Source organism: Streptomyces sp. NPDC031265, assembly GCF_055570295.1.
In genome coordinates, this window is sequence record NZ_JBVIHM010000001.1 from 818933 (window position 1) to 836755 (window position 17823).

The 17823-nt window shown below is 71.2% G+C and carries 17 protein-coding genes and 1 tRNA gene; 9 read left to right on the forward strand and 9 right to left on the reverse strand.

Annotation, left to right across the window (positions count from 1 at the left end; translation table 11 throughout):
- Positions 1-146 precede the first annotated feature (146 nt).
- The 4 genes from ACZ499_RS03845 to ACZ499_RS03860 all read right to left on the reverse strand — a co-directional run bounded on the left by ACZ499_RS03845 (position 147) and on the right by ACZ499_RS03860 (position 4621).
- Complete coding sequence (locus tag ACZ499_RS03845) at positions 147-992, reverse strand: S-methyl-5'-thioadenosine phosphorylase (RefSeq protein WP_468671899.1); 846 nt, start codon at positions 990-992, stop codon at positions 147-149.
- A 109-nt stretch (positions 993-1101) separates the two neighbouring features.
- On the reverse strand, positions 1102-1404 hold the full coding sequence (locus tag ACZ499_RS03850; RefSeq protein ID WP_468409848.1) for an FmdB family zinc ribbon protein: 303 nt from the start codon (positions 1402-1404) through the stop codon (positions 1102-1104).
- Between the two features lie 68 nt (positions 1405-1472).
- On the reverse strand, positions 1473-2747 hold the full coding sequence (locus tag ACZ499_RS03855; RefSeq protein ID WP_468409850.1) for an MFS transporter: 1275 nt from the start codon (positions 2745-2747) through the stop codon (positions 1473-1475).
- 338 nt (positions 2748-3085) lie between these two features.
- A complete protein-coding gene (locus tag ACZ499_RS03860; RefSeq protein WP_468672098.1) occupies positions 3086-4621 on the reverse strand; it encodes a potassium/proton antiporter in 1536 nt (511 codons plus the stop codon).
- 202 nt (positions 4622-4823) lie between these two features.
- On the opposite strand from ACZ499_RS03860, the gene ACZ499_RS03865 reads away from it, so the two are divergent.
- Positions 4824-7568, forward strand: coding sequence for a penicillin acylase family protein (locus ACZ499_RS03865; RefSeq protein WP_468671904.1), 2745 nt, complete (start codon positions 4824-4826; stop codon positions 7566-7568).
- Between the two features lie 8 nt (positions 7569-7576).
- On the opposite strand, the gene ACZ499_RS03870 is transcribed toward ACZ499_RS03865, so the two are convergent.
- On the reverse strand, positions 7577-8170 hold the full coding sequence (locus tag ACZ499_RS03870) for a 5-formyltetrahydrofolate cyclo-ligase (protein WP_468671907.1): 594 nt from the start codon (positions 8168-8170) through the stop codon (positions 7577-7579).
- Between the two features lie 93 nt (positions 8171-8263).
- Between ACZ499_RS03870 and galU the strand changes: the two genes are divergently transcribed.
- The 7 genes from galU to ACZ499_RS03905 all read left to right on the forward strand — a co-directional run bounded on the left by galU (position 8264) and on the right by ACZ499_RS03905 (position 13788).
- The gene (gene galU, locus ACZ499_RS03875) at positions 8264-9175 is read left to right on the forward strand and encodes a UTP--glucose-1-phosphate uridylyltransferase GalU (RefSeq protein ID WP_385545676.1); all 912 of its coding nucleotides are present in this window, start codon (positions 8264-8266) and stop codon (positions 9173-9175) included.
- Entirely contained in the window at positions 9172-10473 is a 1302-nt protein-coding gene (gene glp / locus ACZ499_RS03880) for a molybdotransferase-like divisome protein Glp (RefSeq protein WP_468671910.1), read from the forward strand. Before galU ends, glp begins: the two co-directional genes overlap by 4 nt.
- Before the next feature lie 59 nt (positions 10474-10532).
- The gene (moaC, locus tag ACZ499_RS03885; RefSeq protein ID WP_468671912.1) at positions 10533-11033 is read left to right on the forward strand and encodes a cyclic pyranopterin monophosphate synthase MoaC; all 501 of its coding nucleotides are present in this window, start codon (positions 10533-10535) and stop codon (positions 11031-11033) included.
- Between the two features lie 140 nt (positions 11034-11173).
- The gene (locus ACZ499_RS03890) at positions 11174-11680 is read left to right on the forward strand and encodes a MogA/MoaB family molybdenum cofactor biosynthesis protein (RefSeq protein ID WP_468672100.1); all 507 of its coding nucleotides are present in this window, start codon (positions 11174-11176) and stop codon (positions 11678-11680) included.
- On the forward strand, positions 11677-12303 hold the full coding sequence (locus tag ACZ499_RS03895) for a GNAT family N-acetyltransferase (RefSeq protein ID WP_385545705.1): 627 nt from the start codon (positions 11677-11679) through the stop codon (positions 12301-12303). Before ACZ499_RS03890 ends, ACZ499_RS03895 begins: the two co-directional genes overlap by 4 nt.
- Before the next feature lie 142 nt (positions 12304-12445).
- Positions 12446-13639, forward strand: a complete 1194-nt coding sequence (gene sepX, locus ACZ499_RS03900; RefSeq protein ID WP_468671915.1) for a divisome protein SepX/GlpR — start codon at positions 12446-12448, stop codon at positions 13637-13639.
- Between the two features lie 75 nt (positions 13640-13714).
- Positions 13715-13788: transfer RNA gene (locus tag ACZ499_RS03905), tRNA-Ala, on the forward strand.
- A gap of 112 nt (positions 13789-13900) precedes the next feature.
- Here ACZ499_RS03905 and ACZ499_RS03910 read toward each other — a convergent pair.
- From ACZ499_RS03910 to ACZ499_RS03925, 4 genes are all read right to left on the reverse strand, one after another.
- A complete protein-coding gene (locus ACZ499_RS03910; RefSeq protein WP_468671917.1) occupies positions 13901-14374 on the reverse strand; it encodes a hypothetical protein in 474 nt (157 codons plus the stop codon).
- A gap of 5 nt (positions 14375-14379) precedes the next feature.
- Complete coding sequence (locus ACZ499_RS03915; RefSeq protein ID WP_468671919.1) at positions 14380-15519, reverse strand: hypothetical protein; 1140 nt, start codon at positions 15517-15519, stop codon at positions 14380-14382.
- The gene (locus tag ACZ499_RS03920; protein ID WP_468671921.1) at positions 15519-16109 is read right to left on the reverse strand and encodes a WXG100 family type VII secretion target; all 591 of its coding nucleotides are present in this window, start codon (positions 16107-16109) and stop codon (positions 15519-15521) included. Before ACZ499_RS03920 ends, ACZ499_RS03915 begins: the two co-directional genes overlap by 1 nt.
- Positions 16110-16354: 245 nt before the next feature.
- The gene (locus tag ACZ499_RS03925) at positions 16355-16834 is read right to left on the reverse strand and encodes a GNAT family N-acetyltransferase (RefSeq protein WP_468671923.1); all 480 of its coding nucleotides are present in this window, start codon (positions 16832-16834) and stop codon (positions 16355-16357) included.
- Positions 16835-16892: 58 nt separating this feature from the next.
- On the opposite strand from ACZ499_RS03925, the gene ACZ499_RS03930 reads away from it, so the two are divergent.
- Positions 16893-17696, forward strand: a complete 804-nt coding sequence (locus tag ACZ499_RS03930; RefSeq protein WP_385545696.1) for an exodeoxyribonuclease III — start codon at positions 16893-16895, stop codon at positions 17694-17696.
- Positions 17697-17823: the final 127 nt, after the last annotated feature.

Below are 17823 nucleotides of genomic sequence, written 5' to 3' on the forward strand. Positions count from 1 at the left end.
AAGATGGGGTCATCGGTTGTGGTCAACTCCGCCGCCCGGCGCGGGTGATGAGGCCCCGGTCCCGACGCCGGTCCCGACCTCGGCCTCGACCGCAGCTCCCCGACAACAGCCTTCTGCGCCAGCCCTACAGCAGCACTGCGCCAGCCCTACGGCAGCCGAATCCCCGTATCCAACCCGTCCAGTGCCCGCGTGCACAGGCAGTCGCGGTCGCCCGACGGCAGGCCCGCCACCGCGTCGAAGAGCACCGAGCGGAGTCGGTCCACATTGGCCGCGAAGACCCGCAGCACCTCCTCGTGGGAGACGCCCTCACCGGTCTCCGCGCCCGCGTCCAGGTCGGTGACCAGGGTCATCGTCGTGTAGCAGAGCCCCAGTTCGCGGGCGAGCACCGCCTCGGGGTGTCCGGTCATGCCCACCACCGACCAGCCCATCGCCGCGTGCCACTGCGACTCCGCGCGCGTGGAGAAGCGCGGGCCCTCTATGACGACCAGCGTGCCGCCGTTCACCGGTTCCCAGTTCCGACCGCGCGCGGCCGCGAGCGCGACCTTGCGGCCCTCGGGGCAGTACGGGTCGGCCAGCGCCACGTGCACGACGTTCGGGACCGAGCCGTCGGGAAGCGGGTAGCCGTCGTAGTACGTCTGGACGCGCGACTTCGTACGGTCCACCAGCTGGTCCGGTACGAGCAGCGTGCCCGGTCCGTACTCGGGCCGCAGCCCGCCCACCGCGCACGGGCCGAGCACCTGGCGCACACCCACCGAGCGCAGGGCCCACAGGTTGGCGCGGTAGTTGATGCGGTGCGGCGGGAGGTGGTGGCCGCGGCCGTGCCGGGGCAGGAAGGCGACCCGGCGCCCGGCGATCTCGCCCAGGAACAGCGAGTCGCTGGGGCTGCCGTACGGGGTGTCGACCTGGATCTCGGTCACGTCCTCCAGGAACGAGTAGAAGCCCGAGCCGCCGATGACGCCGATCTCTGCGTTGGCCGTGCGCGCGTTGGTCATGCGCAGCACCCTAGCCGGGGCGGTCGGCGGCCCATACGGGTGCGGGCATGCCGAAGACCCCGCCGTCGAGGACGGCGGGGTCCGGGTGTGTCCGGGGTGTGCGGCCGGGTCAGGCGGCCGACGACGAACTGGTGGAGCTCGACGTCGAGGAGGACGTCGAGGGGGCCGGCTTCGAGTCGGAGCTCGACGTCGACGGCTTGGCGGCCGAGGACGCGGGCGTGCTGCTCGACGAGGCGCCGCGGCTGTCGTTGCGGTAGAAGCCGGAGCCCTTGAAGACGATGCCGACGGCCGAGAAGACCTTCTTGAGGCGTCCGTCGCAGTTCGGGCAGACGGTCAGGGCGTCATCGGTGAACTTCTGCACCGCCTCGAGGCCTTCGCCGCACTCGGTGCACTGGTACTGGTAGGTCGGCACTTGTCTTCCTCCTGGCACTCTCACTCGATGAGTGCTAACGACGGTCCATAGTGACGTATTCCGCTGGATCAGTCCACCGTCACGGGAACTCGGTGACCGACGCCACTACGGGCGACGGTCCGTCCCGAGGAGCGCGGGGCGAGTCGCGAGCGCAGTGAGAGCAGTGTGGCCAGGGCCAGCGCGGTGCCCGCCATGGGCACCAGGAAGCCCGCGCTGGAGCCGTGGGTGTCGGCCAGCCGGCCCGCCACGGTGACCGCTGCGGCCTGGCCCAGCGCCACCGCGCCGGTCAGCCAGGTGAAGGCCTCGGTGCGGGCGGAGGCCGGGACCAGCGACTCGACCAGCGTGTAGCCGGTGATCAGCGCCGGGGCGATGCAGAGGCCGACGATCAGCCCGAGGCCGCCGAGCAGCACCGCGGAGTGCATGGCCCACAGGCCCGAGGCGGCCAGGGTCAGGCCGGTGTATCCGGCGATCAGCCGCGTCCGGGGAGCGGACTTCCAGGCGATGGCGCCGCACGCGATGCCCGCCAGCATGTTGCCCGCGGCGAAGATCCCGTACAGCAGGCCGTTGGCGCCGGGGTTGCCGATCTCCTCGGAGAACGCGGTCAGCGAGACCTGCATACCGCCGAAGACGGCGCCGATGCCGAGGAAGGACACGGCCAGGACCCGTACGCCGGGGATGGAGAGCGCGGAGACGTGCTCCACGCGCGCGTGGCCGTCGGCGCGGCTGGGCTGCGGCTGGGTGCGGTGCTGGGATGCGAAGAGCAGGCCGCCGACCAGGGTCAGCGCGGCTTCGGTGATCAGTCCGGCCGCCGGGTGGACGCCGGTGCACAGCGCGGTCGCGAGCACCGGGCCGATGACGAAGGTGAACTCGTCGGTCACCGACTCGAAGGCCGCGGCCGTCGGCATCAGGGGTGAGCCGTCGAGCTTGGCGGCCCAGCGGGCCCGGACCATCGGACCGATCTGCGGCACCGAGGCGCCGGTCGGGACGGCGGCCACGAAGAGCGCCCACAGGGGGGCGCCGGCCAGCGCCAGCGCGATCAGTACGGAGCCCGAGGCGGAGTGCACGAGGACGCCGGGGAGCAGGACGGCGCGCTGGCCGAAGCGGTCGGCGAGCTTGCCGCTCTGGGGCGCGAAGAGGGCCATGGAGACGCCGGTGACGGCGGCCACGGCACCGGCGCTGCCGTACGAGCCGGTGGTGTGCTGGACGAGGAGCACGATGCTGATGGTGAGCATCGCGAAGGGCTGCCTGGCGGCGAAGCCGGGCAGGAGGAACGTGAGTGCGCCGGGAGTGCGCAGGAGCTGCCCGTAGCCCGGGCGACGCTCGGAAGTGACCGTGGATGCCACGGCCCTTGCCTTTCTGCCGCCTGGTAGCGCGCCCCTGGTACGGGTGAGTACGGGCGTTGCCGAGAGCTGTCCTCTTGCGCGGAACTGCGGTAGATGCCGGGGCTCGCTGCGAGAGCCTCCGACCGCCATACGGTCGCGCCAGCTCTGCGTCAGGCAGAGTTGGTCGATCAGTGGTGTGCCTTCATGCTACAGGGGGATCCGGTTCCGCGCCTCTGAAAGGGCGCGGATGACCGAGATCACACCTGTGATTAACCGGATCTTCTTCCGGCTGTTCCCTGATTCGATGGACGCGGGACGACGATTGGCCACCCTGGTGGATCTCCCGGGCCCTACTGGCCCTACCGGCGCGGGCCCGTGCCGCCCGTCCCCAGCCACCCGGCCAGCTTTCCGCCCTGGCCGACCGCCCGCAGCCGGACCTCGGCCGCGTCCCGTACCGGGTCCGTCGCCACCACGAGCAGCTCGTCGCCGCGCCGCAGCACGGTCGTCGGCCCTGGTACGAAGCTCTTCCCGTCCCGTACGACCAGGGTGACCGCCGCCCCTGGCGGCAGGCGCAGCTCGTGCACCTCGACTCCGTGCATCCGCGACTCGGGCGGGATCGCCACCGACAGCAGATGGCCGCGCAGCCGCTCCAGGGGCGCCGACTCGATGCCCAGGTCGGCGGCCGTCTCGGCGTCCGAGATCCGCAGCTTGCGGGCGAGCCAGGGCAGTGTCGGGCCCTGGACGAGGGTGTAGACGACGACCAGGACGAAGACGATGTTGAAGACGCGCTCGCTGCCGTCGATCCCCGAGACCATCGGGATCGTGGCCAGGATGATGGGCACGGCGCCGCGCAGCCCCGCCCAGGACATCAGGGCCTTCTCCTGCCAGGGCATCCTGAACGGCGCCAGGCTGAGCAGCACCGCAAGAGGCCGGGCCACCATCGTCAGGACCAGGCCGATGATCACGGCGGTCCAGAAGTCGTCGGGCAGCTCGTGCGGGGTGACCAGCAGGCCGAGCAGGACGAACATGCCGATCTGGGCGATCCAGCCGAGGCCGTCCGCGAAGCCCCGGGTGGCGGGCCAGTGCGGCAGCTTGGCGTTGCCGAGGACCATCGAGGCCAGATAGACGGCGAGGAAGCCTGAGCCGTGGGCCATGGCGCCCGCCGCGTACGCGGTGACGGCGATCGCCATCACCGCGATCGGGTAGAGGCCGGACGCGGGCAGCGCCACGTGCCGCAGGCCCCAGGAGCCGAGCCAGCCGACCGCGAGCCCGATCCCGGCGCCGATCGCCAGCTCAAGGGCGATCTTGCCGACGAGCAGATACCAGGAGTCCACCGGGCCCGGCGTGGAGAAGGCGACGACCAGGATGACGACCGGGGCGTCGTTGAAGCCCGACTCGGCCTCCAGGACGCCGGTGATCCGGGACGGCAGCGGAACCCTGCGCAGGACGGAGAAGACGGCCGCGGCGTCCGTCGAGGACACCACCGCGCCGATGATCAGTGACTGCCGCCATTCGAGCCCGACCAGATAGTGCGCACCGGCCGCGGTGACCCCCACGCTCACCGCGACACCGACGATCGACAGCACGACGGCTGCCGGCAGCGCCGGGCGGATCTCCTTCCACTTGGTGCCCAGACCGCCCTCGGCCAGGATCACCACCAAGGCGGCATAGCCGATGACCTGGGTCATCTCGGCGTTGTCGAACTGGACGTCGAAGATCCCATCCTGCCCTATCGCGATCCCGATGCCGAGATACAGGAGCAGGCTGGGGAGCCCGCTGCGGGAGGAGACGCGCACCGCCGCGACGGCGATGAGCAGGACGAGCGAGCAGATGAGCAGGAGCTCGTTGAGATGGTGGACAGTCAGTGGCCGATCCTTCCCCTCACGCGCCGTCAGGCGCCCTCACGCACGGGTGCCGGAACGTTCCTCCGGCCACCGGTACTTCGTTACCTTACCTAATCTTTGACGAGTTCTTTACGCACAACTGTGTCAGTTGGGCGGGCTGACGCTCATAAAAGACACCGCGTCCGGGGCTGTCAGTCGCTGCGCCTATGGTTGCTCCAGCACCTAGGACCACCCTGCCCCTCGAAGGACAGCGATGCCCTCCAACACAACCGCCCCTTCCGCCAAGACGAAAGTCAGGAAGAAGGGACGCCGCGCCCGCCTGCTCCTGATCGTCCTGGTGCTGGCGCTCGTCGCGGGTGTCGGATACGGCGCGTACTGGGGCGTCAGTACCGTGCGCGCCTCCTTCCCGCAGACCACGGGGTCGATCCAGCTCAAGGGCCTCACCGGCAACTCGGTGGAGGTCAAGCGCGATGACTACGGGGTGCCGCAGGTCTACGCGGACAACGACACCGACCTCTTCATGGCCCAGGGCTTCGTCCAGGCCCAGGACCGCTTCTGGGAGATGGACGTCCGCCGCCACATGACCTCCGGCCGGCTGTCGGAGATGTTCGGCAAGGACCAGGTCGAGACCGATGCCTTCCTGCGCACTCTCGGCTGGCGCCGGGTCGCGCAGCGGGAGTACGACACCAAGCTGTCACCGCAGACGAAGAAGTACCTCCAGGCGTACGCCGCCGGTGTCAACGCGTACCTGGAGGGCAAGGGCCCCAAGGACATCTCCGTCGAGTACGCGGCGCTGGACTTCGTCCACGACTACAAGGTCGAGAAGTGGACGCCGGTCGACTCGGTGGCCTGGCTCAAGGCGATGGCCTGGGACCTGCGCGGCAACATGCAGGACGAGATCGACCGGTCCCTGATGACCAGCCGGCTCACCCCCAAGCAGATCAAGGATCTGTACCCGCCGTACCCGACGGCCACCCACCGCCCGATCGTCGACGAGGGCTCGGTCAACAAGAACACCGGGAAGTACGACCCGAGCCGTGAGCCGAGCACCGGCAGCGGGGCGGGATCGACGGTCCAGGGCGCGACGCAGGGTGCGCAGGCGCAGCTGGCGCGGCTCTCCGACAGCCTCGACAAGATCCCGGCGCTGCTCGGCCCCAACGGCAGTGGCATCGGCTCCAACTCGTGGGTCGTCTCCGGCAAGTACACGACGACCGGTATGCCGCTGCTCGCCAACGACCCGCACCTGGCGCCGATGATGCCGTCGCTCTGGTACCAGATGGGTCTGCACTGCCGCACGGTCTCCGCGAGCTGCGGTTACGACGTGGCGGGCTACACGTTCTCCGGTATGCCCGGCGTGGTCATCGGCCACAACCAGGACGTCTCCTGGGGGTTCACCAACCTCGGCGCCGACGTGACCGACCTGTACCTGGAGAAGATCGCTCCCGGCGGCACCTATCTCCAGGACAACCAGCAGAAGGCCCTCGCCACGCGCGAGGAGGTCATCAAGGTCGCGGGCGGCAAGAGCAAGACGATCACCGTGCGCGAGACCAACAACGGCCCGCTGGTCTCCGACCGTGACGACGAGCTGGAGAAGGTCGGCAAGAAGGCCCCCGTGGCCACCTCCGCCCCGGACCGGGGCGAGGGGTACGCGGTGGCCCTGAAGTGGACAGCCCTGGAGGCCGGCAAGTCCATGGACGCCGTCTTCGAGCTCGACCGGGCCAAGGACTTCAAGTCCTTCAGGGCGGCCGCCAAGGACTTCGAGGTCCCCTCGCAGAACCTGATCTACGCCGACACGAAGGGCCACATCGGCTACCAGGCGCCGGGGAAGATCCCGGTCCGGGCCAAGGGCTTCGACGGCACCGTTCCGGCTCCCGGCTGGGACTCGAAGTACAACTGGCAGAAGTACATCCCCTTCGAGCAGCTGCCGTACGAGCTCGACCCGAAGCGCGGCTACATCGTCACCGCCAACCAGGCCGTGGTCGACGAGAAGAAGTACCCGTACCTGCTGACCAAGGACTGGGGCTACGGCACCCGCAGCCAGCGGATCAACGACCTCATCGAGTCGAAGACCAAGGACGGCGGCAAGGTCTCCACCGAGGACATGCAGAAGATGCAGATGGACAACAGCAGCGAGATCGCCGCGCTGCTGACGCCCGCGCTGCTGAAGGTCGACGTCTCCGACCCGTCCGTACGGGAGGCGCAGAAGCTGCTCGAAGGCTGGGACTACACCCAGGAGTCGGACTCCGGGGCGGCCGCCTACTTCAACGCGGTGTGGCGCAACGTCCTCAAGCTGGCCTTCGGCAACAAGCTCCCGAAGGAGCTGAGGGTCAAGGGCGAGTGCCTGAACGTGCGCCCGCCGGAGGGCTCCGGCCCGGTGGACGACCTCAACGGGCTGGTGCGCGAGTGCGGCCAGCGCGACGCGGACTCGGCGCAGCCCGACGGCGGCGACCGCTGGTTCGAGGTGGTCCGCCGGATCTTCAACGATGAGAAGAACACCTGGTGGCAGACGCCCAAGAGCCGTCTGGACCCGGCCACCGCCACCCGGGACCAGCTGCTGGCGCGCGCCATGAAGGACGCCCGCTGGGAGCTGACGGCCAAGCTCGGCAAGGACGTCACCACCTGGAGCTGGGGCCGGCTGCACCAGCTGATGCTGAAGAACCAGACCCTCGGCACCGACGGCCCCGGCATCGTCCAGTACCTCCTCAACCGCGGCCCGTGGAACCTGGGCGGCGGCGAGGCGGCGGTCAACGCGACGGGCTGGAACGCGGGAGGCGGCGACTACTCGGTGACCTGGGTGCCGTCGATGCGGATGGTGGTGAACCTGAAGGACTTCGACAAGTCCAAGTGGATCAACCTCACCGGCGCGTCCGGCCACGCCTACAGCGCGCACTACTCGGACCAGACCGGGAAGTGGGCCAAGGGCGAGCAGCTGGACTGGTCCTTCAGCTCCAGGGCGGTCGGCGCGTCGACCGTCGACACGCTGACGCTCACGAAGTGAGCTGAGGCTCAAGCCGTGAAGCGGGTCACGCCCTGCGGGGTGACCACCGCGTGAACGGGGTGGTCGTGCGGTTCCTCCGGGACCCGGGCGACCACCTCGTTCGCGTAGAGGAGCACTACGCGCGCGGGGTGGTGGCCCCCCGCGGCGATCCGGGCGAGCACCCGGTCGTACGAGCCGCCGCCCCGGCCCAGGCGCATCCCGCGCGCGTCGACGGCGAGGCCGGGCAGCAGTACGGTGTCGGCGCCGAGGACGGCGTCGGGGCCGAGCCGGGGTCCCGACGGCTCCAGGAGCCCCCGCCCGGCCGGTTCGAGCCGGCCGGCGCCCTCGTACTGGGCCCAGTCCAGGTCATTGTCCGATTGCAGTACGGGCAGCAGGACGCGGACACCACGCGTGCGCAGCGCGTCGAGCAGCGCGCGCGTGCCCGGCTCGCGCCCCACCGAGACGTACGCGGCTACGGTGCCGGCCGCCGCGAGCTCGGGAAGTCCGAGAGCCTGCTGGGCCAGCGCCGCGGCAGCCCGGCGGACGTCGTCGTCCGTCAGGAGGCGCCGGGCGCCCAGGAGTTCCCCGCGCAAGAGGGCCTTTTCGGCTGCACCATCACTCACCGTGTTTTCACAATCCCCTCAAATGCCTGTTTATGAGAGCGAATTAACCGGAGGATAATCTTCCGCCCATACGCAGCGGTTAGTGTGCTGCGCATGACTCAGTCGCCCACAAGGATCACCAAGGCTGTCATTCCGGCGGCAGGCCTCGGCACCCGGTTCCTGCCGGCCACCAAGGCCACGCCCAAGGAGATGCTGCCGGTCGTCGACAAGCCCGCGATCCAGTACGTGGTCGAGGAGGCGGTCGCCGCCGGTCTCTCGGACGTACTGATGGTCACCGGACGCAACAAGCGTCCCCTGGAGGACCACTTCGACCGCAACTACGAGCTGGAGGAGGCCCTCTCCCGCAAGGGCGACGAGGCCCGGCTCGCCAAGGTCAGGGAGTCCAGCGACCTCGCCGCCATGCACTACGTGCGCCAGGGCGACCCCAAGGGTCTGGGCCACGCCGTGCTGTGCGCCGCGCCCCACGTCGGCGAGCAGCCCTTCGCGGTGCTCCTCGGCGACGACCTCATCGACGCGCGCGACCCGCTGCTCTCCCGGATGGTGGAGATCCAGGAGCGCGAGGGCGGCAGCGTGATCGCCCTGATGGAGGTCGAGCCGTCCCAGATCCATCTGTACGGCTGTGCGGCCGTCGAGCCCACCGGCCACGGCGACGTCGTACGGATCACCGGCCTGGTGGAGAAGCCCGACCCGGCGGACGCGCCCAGCAACCTGGCCATCATCGGCCGGTACGTCCTGGACCCCGCGGTCTTCGCGATACTGCGCCAGACCGAGCCGGGCCGCGGCGGCGAGATCCAGCTCACCGACGCGCTCCAGCAGCTGGCCGCCGACGAGAAGGTCGGCGGCCCGGTGCACGGCGTGGTCTTCAAGGGCCGCCGCTATGACACCGGCGACCGCGGCGACTATCTGCGTGCCATTGTCAGACTCGCATGCGAACGTGAAGACCTGGGCCCGGACTTCAAGGCCTGGCTTCGCAGGTACGTGACCGAGGAGATGCAGACACCTTGAGCAACACGATCTGGTCGGTCGACGAGCACCTGGAGGACGTCCTCGCCGCCGTGGAGCCGCTCGAACCCATCGAGCTGCAACTGCCCGACGCCCAGGGCTGCGTCCTGGTCGAGGACGTCACGGTGACGCTCGCGCTGCCCCCCTTCGACAACAGCTCGATGGACGGGTACGCGGTGCGCGTCGCGGACGTGGCGGGCGCCAGCGAGGAGTTCCCCGCGGTGCTGACCGTGATCGGCGACGTCGCCGCGGGCAGCGGCGAGCTCCCGGCCGTCGGCCCCGGCGAGGCCGCCCGGATCATGACCGGTGCCCCGCTGCCGCCCGGCGCCGAAGCCGTCGTCCCGGTCGAGTGGACCGACGGCGGTACGGGCGGGGGCGCGGCCACCGGGATGCGCGCCGCCAGTGACGCGCCCGAGGGAGCGAGCGGCGAGGTCCGGGTGCACCGGCCCGCCGAGGCCCGCGCCCACGTCCGCGCGCGCGGCAGCGATGTGCAGGCCGGCGACCTCGCCCTGGCGGCCGGGACGGTGCTCGGGCCGCCCCAGATCGGCCTGCTCGCGGCGATCGGCCGGGGCACCGTGAAGGTCCGCCCGCGCCCGCGCGTGGTCGTCGTGTCGACCGGCAGTGAACTCGTCCAGCCCGGCGAGAAGTTGGCCGAGGGCCAGATCTACGACTCCAACAGCTTCGCGCTCGCCGCCGCCGCGCGCGACGCGGGAGCGATCGCCTACCGGGTGGGCGCGGTCACCGACGACGCCGAGACGCTGCGCCAGACCGTCGAGGACCAGCTGATCCGCGCCGATCTGCTGGTGACCACGGGCGGCGTGAGCGTGGGGGCGTACGACGTCGTCAAGGAGGCGCTGTCCTCGGTGGGCGACGAGGACGAGCCGGGCAGCGGCATCGACTTCCGCAAGCTCGCCATGCAGCCCGGCAAGCCCCAGGGCTTCGGCTCGATCGGCCCCGACCACACCCCGCTGCTCGCCCTGCCGGGCAACCCGGTGTCGTCGTACGTCTCCTTCGAGCTGTTCGTACGCCCGGCGATCCGCACCCTGATGGGCCTGCCGGACGTGCACCGGCCACGCGCGCGTGCCGCGCTCCGCGTCGACAAGGCGCTCTCCTCCCCGGCGGCCCGGCGCCAGTTCCTGCGCGGGACCTACGACGCGCGGGAGTCGGCCGTCACGCCGGTCGGCGGCTCGGGATCGCATCTGATCGCCGCCCTCGCCCAGGCGGACTGCCTGATCGTCATCCCCGAGGACGTCACTTCCGTGGAGCCCGGCTCCGAAGTGGAGGTGGTCCTGCTCGGCTGACCGGGCCGGGGTGGCGGTAGCGTGTCTGCCCACACAGGCCGGACCGGGAGCGCCACACCATGAGTACGCAAGGCAGGCTGACGCACATCGACGAGGCGGGCGCGGCCCGTATGGTCGATGTCTCCGAGAAGGACGTGACGGCCCGCACCGCGCGCGCGAGCGGACGCGTACGCGTCTCGTCGCGCGTGATCGAGCTGCTGCGCGGCGAGGGCGTGCCCAAGGGCGACGCCCTGGCGACCGCCCGGATCGCCGGGATCATGGGCGCCAAGCGCACCCCGGACCTGATCCCGCTCTGCCACCCGCTCGCGGTGTCCGGGGTGAAGCTGGACCTCACGGTCGTGGACGACGCGGTGGAGATCCTGGCGACGGTGAGGACCACCGACCGCACGGGCGTCGAGATGGAGGCGCTGACCGCCGTGTCGGTGGCCGCGCTGACCGTCGTCGACATGGTGAAGGCCGTGGACAAGGCGGCCGTCATCACGGACGTGCGGGTCGAGGAGAAGACCGGGGGCAAGTCCGGCGACTGGTCCCGCCCCGAGCCGGAAGAGGCCACGCCGTGACGACGCCGGGTGCGCCGGGCGGCGCGGCGGCATCGAGCCAGTCGCCCTCCGCCGCGCCCGGCCGGGCGCAGGCCCCGGGCCGCCCCGGCGTGGAGAACGCGCCGCCGTTCCCCGGCGACTCGGCGGGCCTCGGCGGGGCGCTGCTCGCCCCGTACGCCGCGCTCGTCGTCACGGCCTCCAACCGCGCGGCGGCCGGTGTGTACGCGGACCGGGGCGGCCCGATCCTCGCCGAGGGCCTGGCCGGGCTCGGGTTCGCCGTGGACGGGCCGCTGGTCGTGCCCGACGGCGACCCCGTGGAGCAGGCGCTGCGCGCGGGCGCGGCCGCCGGCTACGACGTCATCGTCACCACCGGCGGCACCGGCATCTCGCCCACCGACCGCACCCCCGACGCCACCCGCCGCGTCCTCGACTACGAGGTCCCCGGCATCCCGGAGGCGATCCGCGCCGAGGGCCTGGCGAAGGTTCCGACCGCCGCGCTCTCGCGGGGGCTCGCCGGGGTCGCGGGCGGGCACACGCTGATCGTCAACCTGCCGGGCTCCACCGGCGGCGTCCGTGACGGACTGGCAGTCCTGGAGCGGCTGCTGCTGCACGCCGTCGACCAGATCCGGGGCGGCGACCACCCCAGACCCGTGGGGAGCCCAAGCTGAACGTCCCATCGTGGCCGGTCGAGCTGGCGGACGGCGATGTGCTCCTCCGCCCCATAAAGCTGCGCGACCAGCGGATCTGGCGCGAGGTGAACCGGCGCAACCGTGAGTGGCTGCGGCCCTGGGAGGCGACCATTCCGCCGCCCGCGCCCGGTGCCCCGCCCGCCCAGCGGCCCACCTACCGGCAGATGGTCCGGCATCTGCGCGCCGAGGCGAACGCGGGCCGGATGCTGCCCTTCGTCATCGAGTACCAAGGCCGCCTCGTCGGCCAGCTCACGGTTGCCGGGATCACCTGGGGCTCGATGTGCTCGGGGCACGTCGGCTACTGGGTCGACCGCGAGGTGGCGGGCCGCGGCGTCATGCCGACGGCCGTCGCGCTCGCCACCGACCACTGCTTCCGTACGGTCGGACTGCACCGCATGGAGGTCTGCATTCGCCCCGAGAACGGGCCGAGCCGGCGGGTCGTGGAGAAACTCGGATTCCGCGAGGAGGGGCTGCGCCCGCGCTATCTCCACATCGACGGCGGATGGCGGGACCATCTGGTGTACGCGCTGACGGCGGAAGAGGTGCCGGAGGGACTGCTGTACAGGTGGAAGCAGGCACGCCGGGCGCACCACGAGAAATGAAATAAACGTTCGAATTCGGTCGCCGTATGACCGTGAACCGATCTGAAGAATCACAAAAAAAGCCAGTGATATCAGCCAGATCGTGCGACACACCGGCTCAATTGGCGTATCCCTTCGCGCCCGCCCCTCTACCGTGTGGGGTGTGAGCAGCAGCGGCCTCATTTACGCAGTCATCGTCGGGGCCTGGGCCGCCTACTTGGTGCCGATGTGGCTCCGCAGGCAGGACGAGCTCAACGAGGCCCGTCCGACGGAACGCTTCAGCACCGCCATCCGGCTGCTGTCCGGAAGGTCGGCCATGGAGCGCCGGTACGCCAGGGAGCTGAGGCAGCGAGGTTCCGGCGCACCCGCCCCCGACGCCGAACCGGACGCGCCCACGGAGTCCCTCGCGGACCCCGGCAAGGGCGTCGACGTCCGGGCCTTCGCCGTGCCCCGACAGCACCCGACGGGTGCCGGGGCACAGCGGCCGGGCGGCCGCGAGGAGCCGCGCCCCGAGGACTCCCACCGCCAGGAGTCCCGCCACCAGGACTCCCACCACGAGGAGTCGCACCACCAGGAGTCGCGTTCCGAGGAGCGCCGCGGTGGCGAGCGCCGTGGTGAGGAGCGACCCGGGGGCGTGCGGCAGGCCGACGGGCTCCGGCGCAACGGCCGTTCCGCGGAAGCCGCCGAGCGTGCCCGGCGCGCCCGGCGCAGCGCGGTCCTGGCGCGCCGCCGCCGTACGACGGTGATCCTCTTCCTCACGTTCACGCTGGGCACGGTCGTGGCGGCGGTGGGCGGCCTCGGCTTCCTGTGGGTGCCCGCGGTCCCGGCCGTACTGCTCAGCGCGTACATCGTGCATCTGCGGGCGCGCGAGCGGCGGCGGTTCGCGTTCGTCATGGACCGGCGCCGTGCCGAGGCGGCCGCGCAGCGGCTGCGCGAGCGCCAGCCGCGCCGCCAGCCAGCCGCCGCGGAGACCGAGGACGAGCCGGAGCCGCATCCGGCCCCCGAGCCCGAGCCCGTCGTCTCCCCGCAGGAGGCCGACCGGCGCGCGCTGGTCGAGCAGACCGACCATGCCGAGTGGGTCGACCAGCAGCGCGAGCAGGGCCCCGAGCGCGGCGACAGCTGGGAGCCGGTCCCGGTGCCGCTTCCTACGTATGTGACGGCCCCGGTCGCCCCGCGCGCCACCGGCAGCATCGACCTCGGCGCCCCGGACACCTGGTCCTCGGCCCGCTCCTCCACCGCGGACCCGACGGTTCCGGCCCCTCCGGCACCGCGTCGGCGCAGCTCGCCGAGCAGCCGCCGGACGCCGCTCTTCGACCAGTACGCGGACGAGGACCGCCCCCGCGCGGCCAACGAGTGACACCCGTCTCGCTGACCAGCGGGGACCGGATTTCCGAGCACCCCTCTCGGGGTGCTAATGTTTCACCCGTTGCAAGGGCCTGTGGCGCAGTCCGGTAGCGCACCTCGTTCGCATCGAGGGGGTCAGGGGTTCGAATCCCCTCAGGTCCACAACAACAGGGAAGAGCCCCTGCCGGAGAAATCCGGCAGGGGCTCTTCTCATGTGCCCGGACAGCCCGCTCGGGCCCGGTCGCCTCGGCCCGTCCGTCAGGAGCCCCGGCCGTCAGGGCTTGTGGAGCCGGAGGCGGAAGTCGGGGCAGATGTCGGGGTCGATGTCCTGGTAGAGGTCCGTGCGGGTGGCGTCGGTGCCGATGGTGAGCTTGTCGAGGGTGTCGCCCTGGAGGAACAGGGTGGGCTTGGTGAAGTGCAGCCGCAGCAGCGCGCGGTCGGTGGACGCCGTGGCCGGCTCGATCTCCCAGGTGCCGGAGCCGTTGAACGTGTCGCCCAGCTTCGCGCGGTGGTAGTCGCCGGTGGGCCACTTCTCCGCCCGCATGGCACCGCCCGGGGACAGCGTCAGGCGCACCCCGTCGGCCTCGTGCGCGCCCTCGTAACGACCGATGAGTTCGCCGGGGGTGGCGGACTCGGCGGCGACCGGGACGCAGCGCTTGAGAGCGTCGGAACCGCACGCGGTGAGCGGGGCGGCGAGGAGCACGAGGGCGGAGACGGCCCCGAGGGCGCGTCGGGAGTGGTGGGGCACGGTGGTTACTTCCCTGCTGCCGGGATGCGTTCGGTCCACGTCATCTGCTGTCCGACGGTGGAGAAGACGCCGTCCTCGCGGTTCGTCTTCTTCAGCCAGTCGTAGTAGCCGACGAAGTGGAGGAAGGATTCGTTGCTGGTCTTGTTGTTGAGCGTGTACTCGACGACGAGGGAGCCGTCGGGGTCCTGGCCCTTGACCGAGTAGTCCAGGGAGTACGAGCCGACGAACGCCTCGCCCAAGTGGTCCTCGTCGCCGGTGGCGATCGCCGGCAGGTCGGTGAGGAAGAGCTTCTCCAGGGCGCCGATCTTTCCGCCCTTGGAGATGGAGTAGTCGACGGTGCCCTTGTCGTTTCCGTCCTTGCGCCAGTTGGCGAGGGTGTCCGCCCGGAGCTGCTCCATGCTGACGCTGGACTTGATCAGCTCGGTCATCCGGTCGCCGTCGTGGTACTCGCGTTCGCGCGGCCCGCTGCCGGTGACCCAGTCCAGGCCGAGGGAGTACGGGTCGTCGCCCTGGGGGAACGGGTGCGGGTCCTTGCCCTGCATCGCGAGGTCGAAGGCGTTGTAGTCGGCCTGGTCGATCGTGTTGGTCGTGTCGATGTTCTTGTGCTGCGGGGCGGTGTTGAACCAGTCGCCGAGCCCGACGTCCGACATGAGCGAGAACGCCAGGTTCCGGTCGGCGACGATGCCCCGCTTCACGATCTCGACGATCTCCCGCTGGGCGTCCTCGATGGCTTTCGCGTCCGCCGAACCCTTCTCGATCACCTTGCAGACGCCGTGGACCATGTCGGGGGAGACGGCGCCGTCCTTGTCGATGTACAGACCCCTCTCCAGGGCGCGCCGGACGGCGTCCTTGAGGTCCTTCTGTACGGCCTTGAGTTCGCCGAGCGCGTCGTCGAGGACGCCGGCTGCCGCCTCCGCGACCTTGGCGGCCGCCTCGATCTGGCGCTCGATGTCGTCGATCATCCGCCAGGCGTACGGAGCGGCCGCGCCCTCCCAGTAGCCCTTGTCGCGCAGCGGTGTGAGCACTTCGTCGTGGACCCGCTTGGGCAGCTTGGCCAGGTCCGTGTGCGTGGTGCGCCACTGGTCGGCGAGCTTCTGCAGCGGGCCGAGGTCGGTGTCCAGGATCTCCCGGTAGAACGACGGCATTACAGCCCCTCCAGCTTCGAACGGCGCGGCGCGATGCCCCGGAGCGACTCGTCCACGGCGTGGTCCGTCACGTGGTAGTCCCGGGCTCCCACGCGCAGGCTCTCGGAGATACGGGCCAGCCAGCCGGCCACGGTGCCGGCCTGCTTCTCCCACTGCGTGCCGGCCGTGCGGATGGCCTTGGCCGACTCCCAGCCGTCCATCGCCGCCGACGCCTTCTGCGCGGGGTCCTCCAGCGCGGCCGCGGGCTTGGTGAAGGCCGTGTGGATCTCGTCCGCGCGGCCCGCCGCCGCGGTGAGGACGCCGGGCGCGATGCGGAGCGTGTCCTGGGGCGGGCCCTGGAGCGGCGGCTTGAGGAAGGGCGACCCCGTGAGCGGGGGGCCCTGGAGGGTCGGCCCCTGGAGCGGCGGCTTGAGGAAGGGCGAGCCGGTGATCGGCGGGTTCGGACGCAGGGGAACCGGGGTGAGGGGGTCCACGTAGCTGTCGGCGGGTGGGGCCTTGGTGATGCCGGCGGCCCACTCGGAGTGGTGCCGCTTCAGCTCGTCCGGCGAGAGCGGCAGCTGGGACGGTTCGGGCAGTTTGTCGTCACTCATGCAAGATCCCCCGTGTGGTGCGCGTGCGCTCAGCAGCCTAACCGCTGGAGAGAGATGGGCTCATGACAAGCCGGCCGGTGGGGTGCGGTTGGTGCCGGAGCCGGAGCCGGAGCCGGAGCCGGTGCCGGTGCCGGTGGTCGCGTGGGGGCCGGGCGCCGGGCGGGGCGTTCGCCGCTGGGAGGCGGACCCGGAGCGTCGGCCGCCAGGGGGCGCCCCCCGCCGGCCCCTCGGACAGCCCGGCGGCGTCACGTCAGCGGCTTCGCGTAGCAGATGCTGTTGTCGTGGAAGCGGTAGTGGCCGAACTTCTCGCAGGGGGAGTAGCCGCTGGAGGAGTACAGGGCGATCGCCTCCGGCTGCTGGTCGCCGGTCTCCAGGACCATGCGGGTGCGGCCCGCAGCGCGGGCGTCGGCTTCGAGCAGGGCCAGGATGCGGCGGGCCAGGCCCAGGCCGCGGGCTTCCGGTATGACGTACATCCGCTTCAGCTCGGCGTCGCCGTCCGAGTAGCCCTGGTCGTTCTTGTCCTGGGTGCGCCAGCCGCCGGTGGCTGTCGGGCGGCCGTCCTCGTCGTACGCGATCAGGTAGAGCCCGTTCGGCGGCACGAACATGGAGGCGTCGAGCGGAGTGACGTCGCCCTCGTCCGTGTAGCGCTCGATGTATTCGAGCTGCACCTGGTCGTTGAGCTTCACGGCGTCCGGGTGGTCGTACCCCAGCGTCTGGATATCCATGCGCACTAGCGTACTTCTATGCAGGCGATCACCGTGACCGGCTCGGTAGGGTGCCCCGGTGCTCACTGTTACCACTGTGAATGTAAACGGGCTCCGCGCCGCCGCCAAGAAGGGTTTCCTGGAGTGGCTGGCCGGGTCCGACGCCGACGTCGTGTGTCTCCAGGAGGTACGGGCCGAGCCGCAGCAGCTCACCGCCGAGGTGCGCGAGCCCGAGGGGTGGCACGTCGTGCACGCGCCCGCCGCGGCCAAGGGCCGGGCCGGGGTCTCGCTCTACACGCGCCGCGAGCCGGAGCGGGTGCGGGTCGGGTTCGCCAGCGCGGAGTTCGACGCCGGCGGACGGTATGTGGAGGCCGACCTGCCCGGCGTCACCGTCGCCAGCCTCTATCTGCCGTCCGGTGAGGCCGGGACCGAGAAGCAGGACGAGAAGTACCGGTTCATGGGGGAGTTCCTGCCGTATCTGAAGGAGCTCCGGGCCCGGGCGGCGGCCGACGGGCGCGAGGTCGTCGTCTGCGGCGACTGGAACATCGCCCACCGCGAGGCCGACCTCAAGAACTGGCGGGGCAACAAGAAGAACGCGGGCTTCCTGCCGGAGGAGCGCGAGTGGCTCTCCCGCGTCCTCGACGCCGCCGACGGCGGATACGTGGACGTGCTGCGCGAGCTGCACCCCGAGGAGGAGGGGCCGTACTCGTGGTGGTCGTACCGCGGGCGGGCCTTCGACAACGACTCGGGCTGGCGCATCGACTACCAGATGGCCACGGCGGGCCTCGCGGCGCGCGCGGTCAAGGGGTACGTGGAGCGGGCCGCCTCGCACGAGGAGCGGTGGAGCGACCATGCGCCGGTGACGGTGGCGTACGGGCTGTAGGGCCCCTCGGCGGACACGTGGAAGCGGGGGGGGGGGGGGGGGGGGGGGGGGGGGGGGGGGGGGTGGGGGGTGGGGGGGGGGGGGGGGGGGGGGGGGGCGGGTGGGGTGGGCGTGTTATTCTGTTTTG

Coding starts and splice junctions, on each gene's coding strand:
- ACZ499_RS03865 (WP_468671904.1), top strand. CDS start 4,824: ATGCCCTCCAACACAACCGCCCCTTCCGCCAAGACGAAAGTCAGGAAG.
- moaC (WP_468671912.1), top strand. CDS start 10,533: ATGAGTACGCAAGGCAGGCTGACGCACATCGACGAGGCGGGCGCGGCC.
- ACZ499_RS03925 (WP_468671923.1), bottom strand. CDS start 16,834: ATGGATATCCAGACGCTGGGGTACGACCACCCGGACGCCGTGAAGCTC.
- ACZ499_RS03920 (WP_468671921.1), bottom strand. CDS start 16,109: ATGAGTGACGACAAACTGCCCGAACCGTCCCAGCTGCCGCTCTCGCCG.
- galU (WP_385545676.1), top strand. CDS start 8,264: ATGACTCAGTCGCCCACAAGGATCACCAAGGCTGTCATTCCGGCGGCA.
- ACZ499_RS03915 (WP_468671919.1), bottom strand. CDS start 15,519: ATGCCGTCGTTCTACCGGGAGATCCTGGACACCGACCTCGGCCCGCTG.
- ACZ499_RS03845 (WP_468671899.1), bottom strand. CDS start 992: ATGACCAACGCGCGCACGGCCAACGCAGAGATCGGCGTCATCGGCGGC.